Source organism: Alicyclobacillus acidoterrestris, from assembly GCF_022674245.1.
Taxonomy (GTDB): Bacteria; Bacillota; Bacilli; order Alicyclobacillales; family Alicyclobacillaceae; genus Alicyclobacillus; species Alicyclobacillus acidoterrestris.
Map to the genome: position 1 here is coordinate 1,985,996 of NZ_CP080467.1, position 17,023 is coordinate 2,003,018.

Sequence of the window (17,023 nt, forward strand, 5' to 3'; positions counted from 1 at the left end):
TGGTTATGGCTTCGTGATGTATGTTGTGATTTATGAGGATGCCTCGTGGCGTTCAATGGTTGCAATCAATCGTTGCAAAGGGATGAGAGGTGAATCCTTCCGAATAGTATATCGGCACGGCGGACTGTTCGGCAAATGGGTGGGGGACGGGGGTTGATCACGGCCGTCGGTCAGGCCACGTCGCGCCGCCGGCGCTGTGCCAGACGGCGAACCCCGTCGTTATCATGTCTTATTAAGACACCTGGGCCACTTTTGCACCGATTAGCGCATCAAAAATGCCTTATTCAGCTGTTTTGGGCACATTTTTGAGTAGATCATCGCGAATAGAGCAGATTTCCTACCTTATCCGCCGCTACAGCGCCGAAATGTCACAAATAGAGCAGAAAAGTTACCTTATGCGGCCCTGCATGCGGCCCGCCGCCCGCCCCACTCCCCGGTCGATCACGGCGGCTCCACTCTCCACCCACCCCCCCCAGGCCCCGCGCCCCACAAAAATACACTGAGCTATGTAGCTCGTCTGTTTCGTTGGACATGAACCCCCCGAGACAAGCATAGAAATTACGAGACAAGTTCATGAAGGGGTGGCTCCGGTGGAAGAGAACTGGCATGCGCTAACATCAGCCGAATGTCTGTCGGCTCTTGAAAGTTCGGAGGCCGGTCTTTCCTCTACGTCTGTAGAAGAACGACGAAAAGTCCATGGCCTCAACCAGCTGAGCGATGGGACAAAAGTCTCTTTGCTCACCGTATTTTTGAACCAGTTCAGGGATTTCATGATCATCGTGTTGCTGGCGGCGACGCTGATTTCTGGACTGCTTGGCGAGTTTACCGACGCTGTGACCATTATCGCCATTATCTTCCTCAATGGCATTCTCGGCTTCATCCAGGAGGTGCGCGCTGAAAAGTCGCTGTCTGCATTGAAGGAATTGACGGCGCCCATGGCGCAGGTTCGGCGCGATGGGGCGGTTATCAGCGTCCCGGCCAAGGAGTTGGTTCCAGGGGACATCGTCCTGCTGGAAGACGGGGACAGGGTACCCGCCGACGGGCGCATTCTCAAGGCGACGGTCTTTGATGTCGAGGAGTCGGCTTTGACTGGGGAATCGGTGCCCGCGAGCAAGGATCCCAGTGCGAAGATCGATGTGGAGAGTAACCTGGGTGATCGTGTGAACATGGTCTACATGGGGACCATGGTGACGCGGGGGAAGGCCGAGATGGTCGTCACGGCAACAGGGATGGCGACGGAGATGGGCAAAATTGCCGATCTCATTCAGCAGTCTGAGGACATGGAGACGCCCTTGCAACAACGGCTCGACCAGCTTGGCAAAATGCTTGTGTGGATCTCGATTGGCATCACCGTCCTGGTCGTCATCGCCGGCGTGTTGCACGGCCACGAAATCTACGAAATGTTCCTCGCAGGCGTCAGCCTGGCCGTAGCGGCGATACCGGAAGGGCTACCGGCCATTGTCACCATCGCGCTGGCGCTGGGCGTTCAGCGGATGATTCGCCGCAACGCCATCGTGCGAAAGCTGCCATCGGTCGAGACACTCGGCTGTGCGACGGTCATTTGCTCGGACAAAACAGGCACCCTCACGCAGAACCGCATGACGGTGCAACGCGTGTTTGCGGATGGCGGCTGGTTTTCGGTGACCGGGTCCGGGTATGAGCCCACCGGTGACTTTTTGGCTGGGGATCACAAGGTAGACCCCAATCGTCGGCCGGCACTCAAGAGTCTGATAGAGATTGCGGGCACGTGTAACAATGCGGCGATGGTGGAAGTGGATGTCGATGGGCGCAAGGATTACGCGGTGCAAGGTGACCCGACGGAGGGCGCGCTGCTCGTGATGGCGAAGAAGGCCGGGTTTGCGGAGCCTGATGCGGTGTATCGGCGGATCGAAGAGCTGCCATTTGACTCTGACCGCAAACTGATGTCGGTGTTAGTACAGTCCGGGGAAGACGTGTTTGTGTTTGTGAAGGGTGCGCCGGATGTCTTGCTCGATCGCTCTGAGCGCGTGCTCCTCTCCGGCCGCGAGGAAGTCTTGTCGACGACCACACGCAAGCAGATTTTGGCGGCGAACCAGGAGATGGCGTCGCAGGCGCTGCGCAACCTGGCGTTTGGCTACCGTAGGTTTAAGAGCGTGGAGTCGGCGAAACGCGCGCCGGATTGGGAAAGTGAATTGGTCTTTGTCGGGCTGTGCGGCATGATCGACCCGCCGCGCGAGAATGCCCGCGAGGCGATTCAGGTGGCGCGTGAGGCTGGGATTCGCACGGTGATGATTACGGGTGACCACCAGTTGACCGCGACGGCCATCGCCAGCGAGTTGACGATTTTGCCGAAAGATGGGCGCGTGCTCACTGGGGCGGAATTGAATAACATCGACGACCGGGAACTGGAGCGACTGGTGGACGATGTCTATGTCTACGCCCGCGTGACGCCGGAACACAAGCTGCGTATCGTCCGCGCACTGCAGGCGCGCGAGCACGTCGTCGCGATGACCGGCGACGGCGTCAACGATGCACCGGCTATCAAGCAGGCGGACATCGGCATCTCGATGGGCCAAACTGGAACGGATGTCGCGAAAGAGGCGTCGAGCCTTGTCCTCGCCGATGACAACTTCGCCACGATTGTGGCCGCCGTCGAAGAGGGGCGCGGTATCTACGACAACATCAAGAAGTTCATCCGCTATTTGCTCGCGTCGAACGTGGGTGAAATCGTCACGATGTTCCTCGCGATGCTGCTCGGTTTCGCGCTGCCGTTGGCTCCGATTCAAATTCTTTGGGTCAACTTGGTGACCGACGGATTGCCGGCGATTGCACTCGGGGTCGATCCGCCCGAGGACGACATCATGAAACGCCGCCCGCGCAATGTCCGGGAGGGGATATTCGCCCGCGGCATGGGCATGAAGATTCTGTCTCGCGGCATCCTGATTGGCCTGGTTACGCTGGCTGTGTTTGTCTGGTCGCTGAAGACATCGGACGATTTGCAACGGGCACAGACGATGGCGTACGCAACGCTGACCATGGCGCAGCTGATTCTTGTCTTCGATTGCCGCAGCTTGGAAGGCGGCATTATGAAGCGCAACATCTTCGGAAATATCTGGCTCATCTTTGCCGTGCTGTCATCGGTGGGATTGTTCTTGCTCACCATCTACGTGCCGAAGCTTGCCGTCGCGTTCCACACGGTTCCGCTTGGTGCGTTGGATTGGCTGATTGTGCTCGTGTTGGCTGCCATTCCGACATTTGCGTTGTCGCTTCGCCGAATTGGTCGCAACGCGCTGCGTCCAAAGGCATCCGCGCAGCGCGCATAATCGGCAAACGTCGCGAGGTAACGAAATGTCTAAAATCGGGTCGGCAGGCGGACGTTCCGCAGGCTGACCCTGTTTTATAAGGCATCGTGAAACCTCGGCACGGTTGTTTGTCGCAATCAATCATCGTACAATGTCCTCATGAATGATGCGGCAGTTTACGGCGCGGCGACCTGGAGGCAGACACGATGACGTTACGAAGTATGACCGGCTATGGCCAGATGACGCTCTCGACAGAGCAGGTCGTCGTATCCGTCGAGATGAAAAGCGTGAATCATCGGTTTCAGGAATTCCACTTGCGCGTCCCGAAAGAGTGGTTACAGCTGGAGGAGATGGCGCGCCAAGAGTTGGGGCGGGTGATTCATCGCGGGCGTGTCGATGTATTCGTCAATTTGGAAATGACGTCTCGCGCCACGGAGGTCGTTGTCAACTGGAATTTGCTCGACGGACTGATCGCAGCGGAACAAGAACTGCTTCGACGTTTCGGAAGAGAGCTTGACGCCCATACTGTTCGTGATTGGTTGAAACATCCGGACGTGGTCCAGGTGGTTCCGAAACTGGCGGACGGTGAAGAGGTCGAGCGCGCAGTCCGCGCGTGCCTGCAGCAGGCGGCAGCGAAACTCGTGTCGATGCGCGAGCGGGAAGGTAGCCGTTTGCAGGCCAGCTTTGAGGAAAAACTCGGACGACTCGAAGCGTGTCTCGCCCATGTCAAAGAACATGATAGGCAGGCCGTGAAGGACAAGCTTGCGCAATTACAGGCGCGTATCGAACAATTGCGCATTGAGGTCGAACCCGAGCGGCTTCTCCAGGAAGTGGTGCTGCTCGTCGACAAGAGCGCGGTGGACGAGGAAGTCGTTCGGCTGGCGAGCCATCTCGAATCGTTTCGGGAGGCGCTTTCTCAAACCGGATCGATTGGGCGACGACTCGACTTTATCGTCCAGGAGATGCATCGCGAGGTCAACACGATCGGATCCAAGGCGCTCGACGCAAGGATTGCCAGTCTGGTTGTCGAAATGAAGGTACTGGTGGAGCAGTTGCGCGAGCAGGTGCAGAACGTAGAGTAAAATAGAACATCACGTTTTGCCTTCCTATCCGGTTAAAACATGATAAAATGAGGATTCGGGGGTTATCTACGCCTCGAATTCATGATTTTGTGACCATTCCACACTTGAGGTGACATAATATGTTGTATCCTTCCATCGATAAGTTGATTGACTTGACAGACAGTAAGTATGCTTTGGTCGTTTTGACGGCGAAACGCGCGCGGCAATTGCAGACAGAGACGATGAACCAAGTGGGTTCTTCGACGACGCGCAATGTGAGCCGGGCGCTTTGGGAGATTTATAATGGCGACGTGGCGACGACCAAAAAAGCGGAACAGGCAGAAGCGTAAACGCACCTGTGACGTAGGCAGAGCAGCCAGTTGGTTGTTCTGCCTTTCTTCTGTATTTTCAACGAGGGGGCGATTGTATGGAAGCAAAGTCCATCTTGGTCGGCGTCGGCGGTGGGATTGCCGCGTATAAATCCGCGTCGCTGTGTTCCTTGCTGGTGAAGAGCGGGTTTGACGTGCAGGTTTTGATGACCGAGCATGCCACGCGGTTTATTCAACCTTTGACGCTGCAAGCCCTGACGAAACATCCTGTCATCTTCGATACATTTGCGGAACCGAATCCGTCGGAGATTGCACATATCGCCGTGGCCGACAGGGCGAAGTTGTTTGTCATCGCACCCGCTACGGCCAATATTATCGCCAAGCTAGCACATGGTCTGGCAGACGACATGGTGACGACCACCGCGCTCGCAGCCACTTGTCAGACGGTCGTGGCGCCCGCGATGAATGTCCACATGTACGAGCATCCCGCTGTGCAGGAGAATTTGGAGATTCTCAAAGCGCGTGGGGTGATTGTGCTCGACCCTGGTGAAGGCCCGCTGGCCTGTGGCTATACCGGCAAGGGGCGGATGCCAGAACCGGAGGATATCGCGGCGGTGATTACAGCTATTCTCGAACAGCAACAGGACTTGGTCGGGCTGCACTTTGTCATCACGGCCGGGCCGACGATAGAGGATATCGACCCAGTGCGTTATTTGACGAACCGATCCAGCGGCAAAATGGGCTACGCCTTGGCGAAGCAGGCCATTGCGCGCGGCGCGAAGGTGACGCTCGTGTCGGGACCGACGAACTTGCCGCCTGTGCCGGGTGCGAAGATGGTGAACATTCGAAGCACAGAAGAGATGCTCCAGGGTGTGCAAGCGGCGATGGCAGACGCCGATGTATTGATTGCTGCTGCGGCCCCGGCCGATTACCGTCCCGTCGAGGTCTTTAACCACAAGTGGAAAAAATCCGATGGTCTACCGAATATCGTACTCGAGGAGACGCCGGATATCTTGGCGACCGTCAGCCGATCACGCCGCGAAGGTCAAACGATTGTCGGCTTTGCGGCGGAGACGCGCGACGCCTTGACGTTTGGCCGCCGCAAATTGGAGTCCAAGGGCCTTGACTTAATCGTCGTTAACGACGTCAGCCAGCCGGGGGTGGGATTTGACGTCGATACCAACCAAGTGGTTGTCATCTCCCGCAACGGCGAGGTTGACAAGTTGCCGTTGATGACGAAGGCAAATGTGGCGGATCGCATTTTGACACGAGTCAAAGCGCTGCGCAACAGTGTGGGCGGTGGGCGGACCGTATGATCAAAACGGGCACGGTGGTCAGCGTCTTCATCGATTCCCCGGGCCTGTTTTTGGACAAACCGTTCGACTACAGCGTACCTGAGCATCTGGCGGACGTGGCAGGGCCCGGGCAACGGGTGTTTGTGTCGTTTGGCCACCAATATAAGTCGGGTGTCATCTGGCAGGTGCAAAACGATGTGCCTATCCCCGACAACGTCAAGCCAATTCTAGATCTCATCGACGAGCACCCGGTGCTTACAGCGGAACAGTGTGCGCTCGCCGAATGGATGTGCGCGCGATACGCCTGTACGATGAATGACGCCATCACGGCGATTCTGCCTGGCGCGTTTCGGGTCAAAGGCGACATTCGCGTCGAACCGGTGCCTGGCGCGACGATTCCGGACGACATCGCGGCCACCGACATTTGGCGCTTTCTTTGTGACAATAAGCCGACAGAGCGCGCGGTGTATGATCGGTTTGGCAAACCGGCACGCGCACAGGTTGCGGCCTGGGAGGAAGCAGGATACTTGCGGCGGCGGCTCGTCGTCAAGGAAGAGGTGCAGGCGTCCGAGGTCTCGTGGCTCGTTCGATTGCGGCCGGCAGAGGAACTGCTGGATGCTGCAAAGGCGCGCGCGAAACGGGCTGCAAAACAAGCGCGGCTACTGCAAGCGCTCGCGGATGTCGGCGAAATGGAGTGGGTGCGTTCCGAGTACAGCCCTGCGACGGTTCAACCGCTTGTTCGCGACGGTTGGTTGGCTATCGAGTTACGTCCGAAGTCGCGGCTGAAGTGGGCGCAGAAGCAGCAAGTTGAGGCGCCGGAACTCACTGATGTCCAGGCGCGTGCCTTGGCGCGCATCCGGGAGCAAGCGGCGCAGCCCGAACCAGGTACCGCGATTCTCTTCGGTGTGACTGGCAGTGGCAAAACTGAGGTGTATATCCGCTCTATCGAAGATGCGTTAGCGCGTGGCAAGACGGCCATTGTACTCGTGCCGGAAATTGCCTTGACACCACAGATGGTCGGACGTTTCTACGCGCGCTTTGGCGAGCGTATCGCCGTTTTGCACTCCGCGTTGACGGCGGGGGAGCGGAGGGACGAGTGGGATCGGATATTGCGGGGCGAAGCATCAATTGTCATTGGTGCTCGCTCCGCCGTTTTTGCGCCGGTCGCAAACCTTGGCCTGTTGATTGTCGACGAAGAGCACGAGCCGTCCTACAAACAGGAGGAGGCGCCACACTACGATGCGCGCGATGTCGCAAGGCACCGAGCGCAGTGGTTTGGGGCGTTGACCATCTTTGGTTCCGCGACGCCGTCGCTCACGGCACTCCATTTGGTCGAGCGCAAAGAGGCGCGGATGGTGACGCTGCCCGTGCGCGTCAATTCACGGCCCTTGCCGGCCGTTGACATCGTCGATATGCGCGACGAACTTCGGGCGGGCAATAAATCGTTATTCAGCGCTAGACTCGCCGAAGAGATCGAGACGACGGCGGCGCGCGGCGAACAAGTCATTCTTTTTCTCAACCGTCGGGGCTACGCCTCTGCGATGCTGTGCCGCGCGTGCGGCGAAGGGATGCATTGTCCTCACTGCGACATCAGTCTGACGGTTCACCGGGCAGGGGCGGACTTGCGGCTCGTGTGTCACTATTGTGGCTACGAGGAGGCGAGCCCAACCGCGTGTCCGGCTTGTGGTGAACGCGCCATGCGGGCACTGGGGATTGGTACGGAGCAGATTGAGCAGAGCTTGAAAGCAACTTGGCCGGACTTGCGCGTCTTGCGGATGGACGTGGATACGACGCGGAAAAAAGGAGCGCTCAAGCAGATTGTCGATCAGTTCGAGCAACGCGCTGCCGATGTTCTGATTGGCACGCAGATGATTGCGAAGGGGCTAGATTTCCCGCACGTGCGGTTGGTCGGCGTCATTGCTGCGGATACCATGCTGGAAGTGCCGGACTACCGCGCGAGTGAGCGAACCTTTCAATTGCTGACGCAGGTGGCGGGGCGCGCGGGGCGGGCAGAGACCGACGGCGTTACGGTGATTCAGACGTACCGGCCTGATCACTTTGCCGTGTTGGCCGCGGCCCGCCACGATTTTCCCGCGTTTTATCGGGAAGAGCGGATGCAGCGGGAGGTATTTTCCTACCCTCCGTTTTGCGAATTGGCTGTGTTGCTGGCCACGCACACAAACGAGGTGGTCGCGCGCGGTGCGGCCGCTCGCTTCGAACGAGAGCTTCGACGGGCGCAACTGCCAGAGGGAACGGTCATTTTACCTGCATCGCCGAGTGGAATTCGGCGAATTGAGGATAAATATCGATATCAAGTTGTGTTAAAGTATCAACGTTGGGATGACGTGCGAAATGTAGTCGATGCGGCGTTCCGGCTCGTCAAGCAACGAATGAACGAGTACGGCGGCGCGTGTCGGCTCGATGTCAATGCGCAGCGCATTGGCTAGATAAATCATCTTTAGTTTTTGATTGTTCGTTTTTGATTACATGAAAGGAGGCCGTATCGTGTCGATTCGAATCATCCGAATTGGGGAAGACCCTGCGCTGCGGCAGCGGGCAAAAGAAGTAACGAAGTTTAATGCGGCGATTCACAAGCTGCTCGACGATATGGCAGAGACGATGCGCCACGCAGATGGCGTTGGACTCGCTGCGAACCAGATTGGTATTTTAAAGCGTTTGGTGGTCATCGATGTCGGACAAGGATTGATTGAACTGGTCAATCCAGAGATTTTAGAACGTCGCGGTCAGCAGTATGGACCAGAAGGCTGTCTCTCGCTGCCAGGCATCAGCGGCAAGGTAGAGCGCGCACAATATGTGAAGATTCGCGCGCAAAATCGCGACGGTGAGCCGTTCGAATTAGAGGGTGAGGACTTGTTGGCGCGTTGCATCCAACACGAAATCGATCACCTCAATGGCATCCTGTTCACGGATTACTTGCGCGAGGACGAGATCGAACGAGTGGAGGAGCGCGCGTAATGTCGGTTAAGGTGGTCTTTATGGGGACGCCTGATTTTGCGGTGCCAACGCTAGATGCGTTGGTGTCGCAAGGTTGGGAACTGCTGGTGGTCACGCAGCCGGACAAACGAGTGGGAAGAAAAAAAGTGCTTACGCCGCCGCCAGTCAAGGCGGCTGCTTTGCGCCATGGGCTGCCTGTCCTCCAACCGGAAAAGGTGCGTGACAAGGCAAGTGTCGAGGAATTATCGGCATTTGCGCCGGATTTGATTGTCACGGCGGCATATGGACAGTTACTGCCAACATCGGTGTTGTCTATCCCAAAAGTTGGCGCGATTAATGTGCATGCTTCCTTGCTGCCGCGATGGCGCGGCGCTGCACCCATTCATCGCGCCATTATGGCGGGGGACGAGATGACGGGTGTGACCCTCATGGAGATGGTGAAGGCGCTCGATGCGGGCCCTATGCTCGAACAGCGGGCTATTCCGATTCTCGACGAGGACGACGTCGGGTCACTGCACGACAAGTTGGCGGAACTGGGTGCCAAGATGTGTGTCGAGGTACTGCCAAAGTATTTGGCCGGCGAAATTGTGGTCACCGAACAACCTGAAACGGGTGTCACATACGCGGCGAGAATTGAACGCGAAGACGAATTTATCGATTGGGCGCAATCGGCACAAGCCGTTCATCGTCAGATTCGCGGCTTGTCACCTTGGCCAGGCGCCAGTGCCTGGGATGGCGAACAGACGTACAAAATGTGGTCGGCGAAAAAACATGAAGGCACTGTGAAACTTGAGCCGGGTCAGGTACGTCGTATCGGTGGAGAGATTGTTGTAGGCTGTGGCGATGGCGCGCTTGTTCTCGAGACGATTCAACCTTCGGGGAAGCGGAAAATGTCGGCGCGCGATTGGTTTGGCGGCCTGCGCCAGGACGATTTTGCGTTTGTGCGAGGACTGCCATCATGAAAGATACCGCGCGTTCTGTCGCATTTCGAACGCTGTCCCGCGTCTATGAAGACGAGGCGTTTACGAATGTCGCATTATTACACGCTCTGTCGGACGACACGTTGTCCCCGCGGGACAAGGCCCTTTGCACGGAAATTGTCTATGGGACGGTACGTCATCAGATTACGATTGACGCACTGCTCCAATTATATATCAAGCGGAAACTGCGGGACGTCGAGCAGAAAGTGCTCACAATCCTTCGGATGAGTGTGTATCAGCTGGCGTATTTGGCGCGTGTTCCAGCGTATGCCGTGATTGACGAAGCGGTCAATCTCGCGAAACGTCACGCGCGCCCCGCCAGCGGTTTTGTCAATGGCGTGTTGCGTTCCTACTTGCGCGCAGGTGGGACGGTGGAGGAGCGGATGGAAGATTTGCTCCGCAAGCGTCGGGCGAACGACGTGTCGGCGCTCAGTTTGCGCCATGGGTTTCCAGAGTGGATGGTTCGCGCGTTGATGGACGCCTATGGGTGCCCACGGGCCGAGGCGATGCTCGCCGCCTGTAATGACGCGGCGCCACTCACGGTTCGAGTGAATCCATTAAAGACGACGCGTCATGAACTGAAAGAGACACTCGCAGAGGCACTGCACACGGATGTTCGGGATGGCGGATTGTCACCACAGGCGCTTGTCGTCCCGGGCGCGGTCAACGTGGAGAACTTACCTGCGTATCAAACGGGTCAATGCACCATTCAGGATGAGGCGGCGATGTTGATTGCGCCACTTTTGGGGCCAGAGCCAGGAATGCATGTTCTGGATATGTGTGCGGCGCCTGGTGGCAAGACGACGCACATTGCCGAATTAATGCGCGATGAGGGCACAATAGATGCATACGACGTGTATCTGCAGAAGGTGCGAATGATTAAGGCGCAGGCCGAGCGTTTGGGGTTGCGAAGCATTGTGGCTTCACTCGGCGATGGACGCCAATTCGCAGACAAACAAGCTAAGTACGACGCGGTCTTGGTCGATGCACCCTGTAGTGGGTTGGGCGTCATGCGCAGGCGACCAGATATTCGCCATCGCCGCAAGCCGTCAGATATTTTGCAGTTGGTGACGCTTCAGCGCGAACTGCTCGGTGCGGCGATTCAAGCGACACGGCCGGGCGGTGTGATTGTCTACGCGACATGCACGCTCTTGCCGGAAGAAAACCAGCAAGTCGTCGATTGGATTCAACAGCATGCAGGTGTATCGGTTGTCGTAGAGGATATTCGCGAGTCGGTTCCGGCTATGCTCGCGGACGATGTGTCAGGCGGTTTGACCATCACGCCCGAGCGGTATGGCACGGATGGATTTTTTATGGCGCGGTTGAGAAAGCAGTAGGGGGTGACGAAGTTGGTACACTTGTATGATTTTACATTGAGCGAACTGACGACGTGGATGCAAGAGGAGCACGGCGAGCCGGCATACCGCGCACGTCAGGTGTTTGAGTGGTTGTATCAGAAGCGCGTGACGACGTTTGACGAGATGACGAATTTGCCGAAAGGCTTGCGCAACAAGCTGGCGGAAACTTGTGTTCTCGGCACGGCGGCGGAAGTGACACATCAACAGTCGAAGGTTGATCCGACGACGAAGTTTTTATTGGGTTGGCCCGACGGCGTCACCGTGGAGACGGTCTTGATGCAGCATAACTACGGCAACAGCGTCTGTGTGTCGTCGCAGGTTGGGTGCAAGATGGGCTGTACGTTTTGTGCGTCCACGCTCGGCGGCATGATTCGCCAGATGCGTGCGGGTGAGATGGTGGAACAGCTGTTGTTCAGCCAGCGGTTGCTCGACGATAAGGGCGAACGCGTGTCGTCGGTTGTATTGATGGGTTCGGGCGAGCCGATGGACAACTACGACCAAGTGATGCGCTTTGTCGACATCATCAGCGATGCGCATGGCTTAAATATCGGCCAGCGCCATATCACCATTTCCACGGTCGGCCTGGTACCTGGCATTAAGCGGTTGGCGGACGAAGGGCGGCCGATGACCTTGGCGGTATCTCTGCACGCGCCAAACGACGCGCTGCGTTCGTCCATGATGCCTGTCAATAAGGCGTATCCAATTGCCAAGCTGATGGATGCATGTCATTATTACAATCAAAAAACAGGCAAGCGAATTAGTTTTGAATATGCATTGGTCGGCGGCAAGAACGACTCGCTCGAGTGCGCAAAGGAACTTGCTGACTTGTTGCGGGGATTGCCTTGCCACGTGAACTTGATTCCGGTCAATTACGTACCGGAGCGCGATGTGCAAAGAACGGCGAAGAAACAGATTTACGCGTTCTGGAATGCCCTTCAGTCGTACGGTGTGAATGCGACAATCCGCCGGGAGATGGGGCACGATATCGCGGCTGCGTGTGGTCAGCTTCGCGCTGAGCATATGAAAGAGCGCGCATAGGGTAATGGTGTGCATTTAGAGTGCGCGTCCGGGGGTGCGCCGCGCCCCCGGACGGCCTCGTTCGCTTACAGAGGTGTTCATGGGATGTTATATGCTGCGAAATCTCACATCGGCCTAGTTCGGACAATGAATCAGGACGGATATATCATCGTGCCCAATCTCGGACAAGGGGAATTGTATCTTGTCGCGGATGGCATGGGTGGCCCGTCTGCAGGGGACGTCGCCAGTCAACTCGCCGTGGAGCGAGTGAGCGCTTATATGAAGGAACATATTGGAGGTCAGAGCGATTCGGCTGATGTGTTGTTGGCAGCTGTCCATCACGCCAATGAGGCCATCTATCAAGAGGCAACTGGAAATCCTGATTACCAGGGGATGGGGACGACGATAGTCTGCGCCTATGCGGACAACCATCAGGTCCATATCGCGCACGTAGGCGACAGCCGCGCATACCTCTTGTCCGGCGGTGAACTCCGGCAGGTGACAAAAGACCACAGCTTGGTTGCCGAATTGGTGCGTCGAGGACAACTGACACAGGATGAAGCAAAGGTCCATCCCCAGCGCAATATCGTGACGAGATCGCTCGGTACGGAACCGCGCAGTGTCCCGGACGTCAATAGCTTTACATGGCAAGAGGCGGATACCATTCTGCTTTGTTCGGATGGCCTTACGAACCTGGTCGACGACGCGGAAATCGGGCAGTTTATGCAGAGGGCGCAAGGTTGTCAAGACGAGGCGTCGTTGAATCAAGTCCTGGAAGATATGATTGAACTCGTGCTCAAGCGCGGTGGCTCTGATAACGTGACCGCACTGGTTGTCGTCCACCGAGAGGAGCGTGGTGACGCTTGAACGCACGGATTCTTGGTGGGCGTTATCAACTCCAGGAGGTCATAGGCGGCGGTGGAATGGCAATTGTCTATCGAGCGGTCGATACATTGCTCGATAGAGTGGTGGCCATCAAGATGCTGCGCAGCCAGTTCGTCGAGGACGAGGAGTTTGTCGGACGTTTTCGCCAGGAGGCGCAAAATGCGGCTCGTCTGTCCCACCCGAATATCGTCAACGTATATGATGTCGGAGTCGCCGACAAAGAATACTACATCGTGATGGAATATGTCGATGGTCAGACGTTGAAGGACGTCATCGTCGAGCGGGCGCCGTTGCCTGTTGAAGAGGCAATTGACCTTTGTGTGCAAATCTGCGCAGCTTTAGCACACGCGCATGAACAGCACATTATTCACCGCGACGTCAAGCCACACAACATTCTGGTGAACAAGTTTGGCGTCGTCAAAGTGACGGATTTTGGGATTGCGCGTGCGGTGACAGGCAATACCATCACAGACCGGCAGGCGACGAGCGTCTTGGGCTCTGTTCATTACTTCTCGCCAGAACAGGCGCGTGGTGGACAGACCGACGCCAAAAGCGACATCTATTCGCTTGGCGTCGTACTTTATGAGATGCTCACAGGCAGTTTGCCATTCAGTGGGCCGTCGCCGGTGAGCGTTGCCTTAAAACACTTGCGGGAACAGTTTGTCGAGCCGCGCGAGTTGAACAAGGATATTCCGCAGAGCCTCGAAAATATTATTCTTCGGTGTATGGTGAAGGCGCCAGAGGGCCGCTACGTCAATATGGCCGCTGTGAAGGCTGATTTGGAGGATGCGCTGGAACATCCAAACGTCCCGAAGTTTCAACCGACGCTCGACTACGATGACAAGACCATCGCGGTACCTGTGGTCGGGGATGGCTTCTCCGATGTCTCGCCCGAGATTCGAGCGGTCAAGCCGCGGCGTTCGTGGCGCAGGGTGGGAACTTATATCGGCATTGGCGTCGTTGCCGCCGCGGCGCTTGGCGTGGGTGGATATGCGGCGATTGCCTTGGTCACGCACCTCGTCGAGGTGCCAGATGCCTCGTTGCCGTCGGTCGTCGGGAAGTCTGCGGACGCGGCGATGAAGTCTTTGGAGAACGCGGGCTTTAGCGCGAACCAAATCAAAGAAGACTACGAGCCGAATGCGAGTAAGCCGAAAGGCATCGTGTACGACCAATCGCCAAGCGGCAACACAAAGGTGAAGAGAACCCGCGAGATCACGTTGTATATCAGTAAAGGTGCGCCAAAGATGTCGATGCCGGACGTCACGGGACAGCCCTACGACCAGGCTAAACAATCGCTTATCTCTGCTGGTTTTTCGGCTGCGAATATCACGGAGCAAACGCAAGAGAGTTCGACGGTGCCCTCGGGTCAGGTGATTTCGTCGGACCCTGCCGCCGGTGAGCCGGTGGCCACGAACGGCAAGATTGTCTTGACGGTCAGCCAGCAGGAGAATACGACGGTTCCGAATTTGCTGGGTCTATCCTATGACGACGCCGTACAGGCCTTGGCCAACGCCAACCTCAAGGTCGGTAAGGTCTCTTACAACAAGACGACGCAGATTCCGGACGGGCAGGTGTACTACATCTATCCGTATGTTGAGGGGCAGAGTGTGCCGGCGGGATCGACCGTCAATTTGTACGTGGCCGAAAATCCCGGTAGCACTTCGGGTTCCGGGAACAATAGTACGGGGAATGGCTCGGCCGACAACAATACGACGGCGGGCGGTGGCTCAACGGGATCAGCCAATGGCACAGGCAACGGCACATCGGCATCGTCTACCGCAGAGCCGCACAAAGTCTCGATAACGGTTCAAGCGCAGAAGGGACCAGCCACGCAGGTGGAAGTGGTCATTGACGACGCAAATGGCGACAACCAAGTGGTCGTCAATCAATCTGTGCACAAGACGACGACGTGGCAGGAGACGTTGTATTTGGATCCCGGCCAAACGGGCGATGTGAAAGTTTACGAGAACGGTAAATTGGCCAACGATTATCCGGTTCGAGGATGAGCCGACTGAAGGGAGTGTCTGTGTGGCAGAAGGGCGTGTAGTTCGGGCGATTAGCGGGTTTTTCGACGTGTCCGACAACGGTCTGGTGCGGCGATGCCGCGCGCGCGGCGTGTTCAAGAAACAGGGCGTCACAGTTCTTGTTGGCGACATCGTCATGTATGACCCCATCGGCACGAAAGAGGGGATTATCACATCCGTGTTGCCACGGCAATCCGAACTGGTTCGGCCGCCCATTGCGAATGTTAATCACGTCCTGGTTGTCTTTGCATTTGTCACGCCAGACCTCAACTTCTTGATGCTCGACAAGACGATTACGGCTGCGCTTATCGCAGGCGTTGAGCCGAGTGTCGTGTTTACCAAGGCGGATTTGGTAGACGAGGAGACGGCGCAGAGAACGTGTGCCATTTATCGTGATTGCGGGATACGCACCCTGGCCATCGCGACGAAGCAGGGGACGGGTGTCGATGCGGTGCGCGAGTTGATGAGTGGTCGAGTCAATGTCGTTGCCGGCCCTTCTGGTGCCGGAAAATCGACGCTCGCGAACGCGCTGTCTCCAGGTTTACAACTGCAAATGGGGGAAGTTAGCGAAAAGATTGGCCGTGGCAAACAAACCACGCGACACGTCGAACTGTTTCAACTGGACGAGGATACCTGGCTGGCGGATGCACCGGGCTTTAGTCAGTTGCAGTTGAACGTCGAGTCGCGCGAACTCAAACGATATTTCCCGGACTTTACAGAGCCGGCAGGTACTTGCGCGTACCGCGGTTGCATGCATGTGGATGAGGAAGGCTGCGGGGTGAAGGCACAGGTCGATTCTGGGCGAATTCACCGGTCGCGTTACGATAGTTACGTTCAGATGTATCAAGAGTTACGGGAGCAGGAGGAGAACATGTATTGAGGATGCAGATTGCGCCCTCGATTCTGTCCGCAGACTTTGGGAAGTTTGCGGCGGAAGTCGAAGAGGTCATTGAGGCAGGTTGTGATTGGATTCACGTGGATGTGATGGACGGACAGTTCGTGCCAAACATCACGATGGGCCATCAGGTGGTTGAGGCACTTCGCAAGCGGTTTGATTGCACGCTGGACGTGCACTTGATGGTGGCGGCGCCGGAGCGGGTGATTTCTGCGTTTGCTGAGGCGGGCGCCGATGTCATCACGGTCCACAAAGAGGCTACGCCACATGTACATAGGGCGCTAGAGATGGTTCGCAGTTACGGTATCCAGGCAGGGTTGGCGCTGAACCCGGGTACGGCGCTGGACGGGTTGGAGTATGTCGATGATCTGATTGATTTATTGCTCATTATGACCGTGAACCCGGGATTTGGTGGCCAGTCGTTCATCCCCGCCACACTCAACAAGATTCGCGATGCGAGAGAGCGGTTGGTGAAGGCGAATCGCGGGAATGTTCGTATCGAAGTCGATGGGGGCATCAATTTGCATACCATCGGCGATGCGAAGTTGGCTGGTGCAGAAATTTTTGTAGCGGGATCCGCTGTGTTTGGAGAGACGGACCGCAAAGCGGCCATCGCGGCGTTGGAGCGCGCGCTCCACGAGGCACAGGCGTAATCGGGCGAGCAAAGCGGCTGCAGTTGGTGCGTCGCTTAAAAACCGCGGCAGTGCAGAGATTGCATTGTCGCGGTTTTTTGCGTTTTGCGATTTAGACTTGTCTCAGCACATTTCGACAGTTTGCGAATATACATAGGTAGCGATAGAGGCGCTTGCCCAGCCAGATACCCTGGTGCAGGCTGGTCGAGGGGGGGAAGTGGTTTGAAATTTTACACAATCAAGTTGCCGCGGTTTTTAGGGGGCATCGTCAAAGCGATGCTGGGCACGTTTACGAAGGATTCCTGATATGT

At 56.9% G+C, this 17,023-nt stretch carries 14 protein-coding genes; all 14 read left to right on the plus strand.

The genetic code is table 11. The features are described 5' to 3' along the window. Positions 1–590: 590 nt before the first annotated feature. The 14 genes from K1I37_RS09310 (at position 591) to spoVM (ending at position 17,018) form a co-directional block, all read left to right on the plus strand. Entirely contained in the window at positions 591–3,302 is a 2,712-nt protein-coding gene (locus tag K1I37_RS09310; RefSeq protein ID WP_021295440.1) for a calcium-translocating P-type ATPase, SERCA-type, read from the plus strand. Positions 3,303–3,487: 185 nt separating this feature from the next. Beyond that, positions 3,488–4,363 carry a YicC/YloC family endoribonuclease gene (locus K1I37_RS09315; protein WP_021295441.1) on the plus strand — a complete coding sequence of 292 codons (876 nt, stop codon included), beginning with the start codon at positions 3,488–3,490 and terminating at the stop codon, positions 4,361–4,363. 119 nt (positions 4,364–4,482) lie between these two features. Further along, positions 4,483–4,692 carry a DNA-directed RNA polymerase subunit omega gene (gene rpoZ, locus K1I37_RS09320; RefSeq protein WP_021295442.1) on the plus strand — a complete coding sequence of 70 codons (210 nt, stop codon included), beginning with the start codon at positions 4,483–4,485 and terminating at the stop codon, positions 4,690–4,692. A 77-nt stretch (positions 4,693–4,769) separates the two neighbouring features. After that, positions 4,770–5,987, plus strand: a complete 1,218-nt coding sequence (coaBC, locus tag K1I37_RS09325) for a bifunctional phosphopantothenoylcysteine decarboxylase/phosphopantothenate--cysteine ligase CoaBC (protein WP_021295443.1) — start codon at positions 4,770–4,772, stop codon at positions 5,985–5,987. Then, entirely contained in the window at positions 5,984–8,413 is a 2,430-nt protein-coding gene (gene priA, locus K1I37_RS09330) for a primosomal protein N' (RefSeq protein WP_021295444.1), read from the plus strand. The genes coaBC and priA overlap by 4 nt, the downstream gene beginning before the upstream one ends. A gap of 58 nt (positions 8,414–8,471) precedes the next feature. After that, the gene (gene def / locus K1I37_RS09335; protein WP_021295445.1) at positions 8,472–8,942 is read left to right on the plus strand and encodes a peptide deformylase; all 471 of its coding nucleotides are present in this window, start codon (positions 8,472–8,474) and stop codon (positions 8,940–8,942) included. After that, positions 8,942–9,883, plus strand: a complete 942-nt coding sequence (gene fmt / locus K1I37_RS09340) for a methionyl-tRNA formyltransferase (RefSeq protein ID WP_021295446.1) — start codon at positions 8,942–8,944, stop codon at positions 9,881–9,883. Before def ends, fmt begins: the two co-directional genes overlap by 1 nt. Then, complete coding sequence (gene rsmB / locus K1I37_RS09345) at positions 9,880–11,238, plus strand: 16S rRNA (cytosine(967)-C(5))-methyltransferase RsmB (protein ID WP_021295447.1); 1,359 nt, start codon at positions 9,880–9,882, stop codon at positions 11,236–11,238. The genes fmt and rsmB overlap by 4 nt, the downstream gene beginning before the upstream one ends. A gap of 12 nt (positions 11,239–11,250) precedes the next feature. Beyond that, positions 11,251–12,297 (plus strand): dual-specificity RNA methyltransferase RlmN, encoded by a 1,047-nt coding sequence (gene rlmN, locus K1I37_RS09350; RefSeq protein WP_021295448.1) that lies wholly within the window; start codon positions 11,251–11,253, stop codon positions 12,295–12,297. Between the two features lie 84 nt (positions 12,298–12,381). After that, on the plus strand, positions 12,382–13,143 hold the full coding sequence (locus K1I37_RS09355; RefSeq protein ID WP_021295449.1) for a Stp1/IreP family PP2C-type Ser/Thr phosphatase: 762 nt from the start codon (positions 12,382–12,384) through the stop codon (positions 13,141–13,143). After that, a complete protein-coding gene (pknB, locus tag K1I37_RS09360) occupies positions 13,140–15,167 on the plus strand; it encodes a Stk1 family PASTA domain-containing Ser/Thr kinase (RefSeq protein WP_021295450.1) in 2,028 nt (675 codons plus the stop codon). The genes K1I37_RS09355 and pknB overlap by 4 nt, the downstream gene beginning before the upstream one ends. Before the next feature lie 22 nt (positions 15,168–15,189). After that, a complete protein-coding gene (rsgA, locus tag K1I37_RS09365; RefSeq protein ID WP_021295451.1) occupies positions 15,190–16,065 on the plus strand; it encodes a ribosome small subunit-dependent GTPase A in 876 nt (291 codons plus the stop codon). Between the two features lie 2 nt (positions 16,066–16,067). Further along, positions 16,068–16,733 carry a ribulose-phosphate 3-epimerase gene (rpe, locus tag K1I37_RS09370; RefSeq protein WP_031218034.1) on the plus strand — a complete coding sequence of 222 codons (666 nt, stop codon included), beginning with the start codon at positions 16,068–16,070 and terminating at the stop codon, positions 16,731–16,733. A gap of 201 nt (positions 16,734–16,934) precedes the next feature. Further along, on the plus strand, positions 16,935–17,018 hold the full coding sequence (gene spoVM / locus K1I37_RS09375) for a stage V sporulation protein SpoVM (RefSeq protein ID WP_021295453.1): 84 nt from the start codon (positions 16,935–16,937) through the stop codon (positions 17,016–17,018). Positions 17,019–17,023: the final 5 nt, after the last annotated feature.